Genomic DNA, 842 nt, shown 5'->3' with positions numbered 1-842 from the left:
GTACTGGGCTCCGTGGTCGGTGTGCATGATCGATCCGGCGAGGCCGCCGCGGGTTCGGATCGCCGCGGCCAGGGCGTCGGTGATGAGGCCGGTGCGCATGTGGTCGGCGATCGCCCAGCCGGTCAGACGGCGCGAGGCGAGGTCGATGACGGTCACCAGGCAGCAGAACTTTCCGCCGTCGAGGGGCAGGTAGGTGATGTCGCCGACGTACTTCGTGTTCGGTGCCTGGGCGGTGAAGCCGCGGCCGATCAGGTCCGGCGCCTTGATCGCGGCCGGGTCAGAGACGGTGGTGCGGTGCCGGCGGCGCAACCGGACCCCTTCGGTCCCGGACACCCGCATGATCCTGGCGACCCGCTTGTGGTTGACCACCTCACCGCTCGCCTCGCGGAGCTCGGCGGTGATCCTCGGGGCTCCGTAGGTGCCGTCCGATTCCTGGTGCGCGGTTCTTATCCGGGCGGCCCGGCTTCGCGTCGGCCGCCTGCCGGGCGGCCCGGTCCGCGGCGGTCCGGCGCCAGTAGGAGAAGCTCGAGCGGCTGACGCCGAGGACGCTGCAGAGCCGCTTCACGCCGTAGCGGCGCTGGAGGTCGGCGACGCACCGGAAGCGGTTCACCAGCGCGTCTCTCCGGCGAAATACTTCGCCGCTTTGCGCAGGATCTCGCGTTCCTCCTCCAACTCGCGGACCTTCTTCCGCAAGGCGGCGTTCTCCGCTTCCAGCGGGGCCGGCGGCCGAGCCGGTTCCTGCGTCCGCCGTCCCCGGGAACAGCTCACCCCAGCTGCCCGAACCCAGTTCCGCAGCGTCTCCGGAAAGATCCCCAGATCGGCGGCGACCGACCTGATCGTCG

Annotated in this window: 1 pseudogene; it reads right to left on the bottom strand. The window is 70.9% G+C overall.

The features are described 5' to 3' along the window. A pseudogene (locus tag IH13_RS45255) lies at nucleotides 1-842 on the bottom strand (IS3 family transposase); the annotation flags it as partial.

Origin of the sequence: Streptomyces sp. NRRL WC-3549, assembly GCF_000721935.1 — a bacterium.
GTDB lineage: Bacteria > Actinomycetota > Actinomycetes > Streptomycetales > Streptomycetaceae > Streptomyces.
Note: the sequence above shows the minus strand (reverse complement) of the source record. Positions and strands in the feature narration are given on the sequence as shown.